The sequence below is a fragment of the Flavobacterium sp. genome, from assembly GCF_044368995.1.
In the GTDB taxonomy this organism is placed as follows: Bacteria; Bacteroidota; Bacteroidia; order Flavobacteriales; family Flavobacteriaceae; genus Flavobacterium.
Map to the genome: position 1 here is coordinate 1 of NZ_JBIPMS010000159.1, position 3032 is coordinate 3032.

Sequence of the window (3032 nt, forward strand, 5' to 3'; positions counted from 1 at the left end):
TAGGAAGTGATTCGCTTTGGCAAGAAGTGGAATTTGTGCAATTGTACGATACTATTTTTACTGCTTTAGGTTTAACAGGGGTTAACATAAAAATTAACAATCGTAAAATTTTATCAGGAATTGCTGAGGTGATTGGCGCTTCAGATAAATTAATTGATTTTACGGTTGCTTTAGATAAATTAGATAAAATTGGCGAAGACGGCGTGAAAAAAGAAATGCTTGAAAAAGGAATTTCAGAAGTAGCCATTGAAAAAGTACAACCGCTTTTCAATTTTACAGGAAGTATTCCAGAAAAAATCCGAAAATTAACCACGCTTTTAGCATCTTCCAATAAAGGTTTAAAAGGTGTAGAAGAATTGAAATTCATCTGTAATGCTATTAACGAATTAGGTTTGCAATCGGCAAATTTAGATGTAGATGTTACTTTAGCTCGTGGATTAAATTACTATACAGGTGCTATTTTTGAAGTGGAAGCACCAAAAGAGGTAGCTATGGGTTCTATCGGTGGTGGTGGTCGTTATGATGATTTAACAGGTATTTTTGGATTAAAAAATAGGAGTGGCGTGGGAATTTCTTTCGGACTAGATAGAATTTATTTGGTTTTAGAAGAATTGGGTTTGTTTCCAGTAACAGTAAGCTCAACTTCAAAAGCTTTATTTATAAATTTTGGTGAACCCGAAACGTTATTTTCATTAAAAGCCATTTCGCAATTAAGACAAAACGGAATTAAAGTCGAAATGTATCCAGATGCTGCTAAAATGGCCAAACAATTTCAATTTGCGGAGAAAAAAGGCATTCAATTTGCCGTTTTAGTAGGCGAAGAAGAAATGAAACAAAATCAATATAAAATTAAAGATTTGGTTTCTGGTGTACAAGAAATAGTTTCGATAGAAGAGTTAGTAGCAAAATTAAAATAAGACATTACGCAGAGACACAATGAGAAACACCACAAAGATTCACAAAATTAGTTTTGTATTCTGTGTAACTCCGCGAACCTCTGCGAACCTCTGTGTAACAAAATGAAAAAATACATTCAAGAATTCAAATACAATTTCAATTTAGCTTTACCTGTTATTTTAGGAATGGTGGGTCATACGCTAGTTGGAGTTGTAGATAATATTTTTGTAGGACAATTGGGTTCTACAGAATTAGCAGCGGTTTCTTTAGGAAATAGTTTTATATTTATAGGCATGTCAATTGGAATTGGATTTTCAACAGCTATTACACCAATTATAGCCGAATTTGATAGTACAAAAGATAGAGAGGGTGGAAGAACAGCTTTTCAAAACGGATTAATTTTATGTACTATTTTAGGTTTTGGATTGTTCTTTTTATTGCTTTTTGCCAAGCCTTTATTGTCATACATGAATCAACCCGCAGATGTAGTAAAATTAGCTAAACCTTTTTTAGATATTGTGGGCTTCTCATTGGTACCACTTGTGATTTTTCAAGCATACAAACAGTTTGCAGATGGTATGAGTGAAACAAAATATTCCATGTACGCAACTATTTACGGTAACATCATCAACGTAGTAATTAACGCATTATTAGTTTTTGGATTGTTTATGTTTCCAAAAATGGGTATTGTTGGCTCGGCAATTGGTACCTTAATAGCACGTTTTTTTATGGTTATTTACATGCACTACATTTTGTCTAAAAATGAAAAATTCAAATCTTTCTTTAAGAATTTTGGTTGGCAATCTTTTCAAAAAAGTGTTTCAGATAAAATTATTAAACTGGGTATTCCTTCCTCCATGCAAATGTTTTTTGAGGTGGCTTTATTTACTGGCGCCATTTGGTTGTGTGGTATGATTGATACTACCAGTCAGGCAGCCAATCAGATTGCATTAAGTTTGGCTTCGTTAACCTTTATGTTTGCAATGGGATTAAGTGTAACAGCGATGATTCGCGTGGCCAACCAGAAAGGATTAAATGATTATAAAAAACTAAATACGGTAGCCCATTCTATTTTCTTAATGGCTATTATTTTAGAAATTATTTTTGCAGCGATTTTCATGTTAGGAAGTCAAATTTTCCCCTCATTTTTTGTAAATTCAGAAATGGCATTAAATGCAGCAGAAATAAAAGAAGTACTTTCGGTTTCGTCAAAATTATTAATAATTGCAGCATTTTTCCAAATTTCAGACGGTATTCAAGTAGTAGTTTTAGGCGCTTTACGTGGTTTGCAAGATGTAAAAGTGCCCATGTATTTAACTTTTGTGGCCTATTGGATTATTGGTTTTCCAATATCCATTTATTTGGGATTGTATACGAATTTAAAAGCCGAAGGCGTTTGGATTGGCTTATTAGCAGGATTAACAGCTGCGGCACTAATGCTTTATTTAAGATTTAGATTTCTATTAAAATTACATAGATAAAAATCTTAAAAAGATTTGTACTTTTGAGAATTCAAAATTCAAAATTTATAATTTACAATTCAAAATTTTAAAATATGGAATTACCAAAATTTGTAACAGGTGACAACACTGATTTTCCAGATGATATTTTTGTCATTCATTTAGAATATCCGCGATTTTTTATCAATCTAAAAGATGATTCTGTAGAATTTTTAGAAGATGTTGAAGAAGAAGATCAGAAAGAACTTGAAGTTGAAATGGAACATTTAATTACGCTTGCTGGCGAATTTTACGACCGAGAAATGGAACGTTACGAAAAAGCATAAAAAAAACCGATAGTATCTATCGGTTTTTTTTAAATCTAAAAATCTAAAAGTCTAAAAATCTAACAAGTCTAAATTAAGAACTACAACTCAGCATAGAACTTCCTATTTTTTCTCTTGCCCAATCGGGTCTTTTGGCAAACCATTTTTCATTTTTTGGTTGTTCTTCATAAGGATGTAAAAGGATTTCATACAATTCGTTTAGCAAACTATAATCTTCTTTTTCGGCCAATTCAATTGCCATTTGCGCCATATAATTTCGCAATACATATTTCGGATTCACCAAATTTTGAAGTGTTTTTCGTTCTTTGTCTGAAAACCCTTCTTTATTTAAAAGTGTTAGATAGTGTGC

At 32.1% G+C, this 3032-nt stretch carries 3 protein-coding genes and 1 pseudogene; 3 read left to right on the forward strand and 1 reads right to left on the reverse strand.

Translation table 11 applies throughout. From position 1 onward, the window contains the following. From ACIQ2I_RS08750 to ACIQ2I_RS08760, 3 genes are all read left to right on the forward strand, one after another. The coding region (locus ACIQ2I_RS08750) for a histidine--tRNA ligase (RefSeq protein ID WP_396182031.1) at positions 1-917 on the forward strand (917 nt) is incomplete at its 5' end. Between the two features lie 102 nt (positions 918-1019). Then, positions 1020-2378, forward strand: coding sequence for an MATE family efflux transporter (locus ACIQ2I_RS08755; RefSeq protein WP_396182032.1), 1359 nt, complete (start codon positions 1020-1022; stop codon positions 2376-2378). Positions 2379-2452: 74 nt separating this feature from the next. Then, positions 2453-2683 carry a hypothetical protein gene (locus tag ACIQ2I_RS08760; RefSeq protein ID WP_353170781.1) on the forward strand — a complete coding sequence of 77 codons (231 nt, stop codon included), beginning with the start codon at positions 2453-2455 and terminating at the stop codon, positions 2681-2683. Positions 2684-2756: 73 nt separating this feature from the next. Here ACIQ2I_RS08760 and ACIQ2I_RS08765 read toward each other — a convergent pair. Next, positions 2757-3032: pseudogene (locus ACIQ2I_RS08765) on the reverse strand (hypothetical protein); the annotation flags it as partial.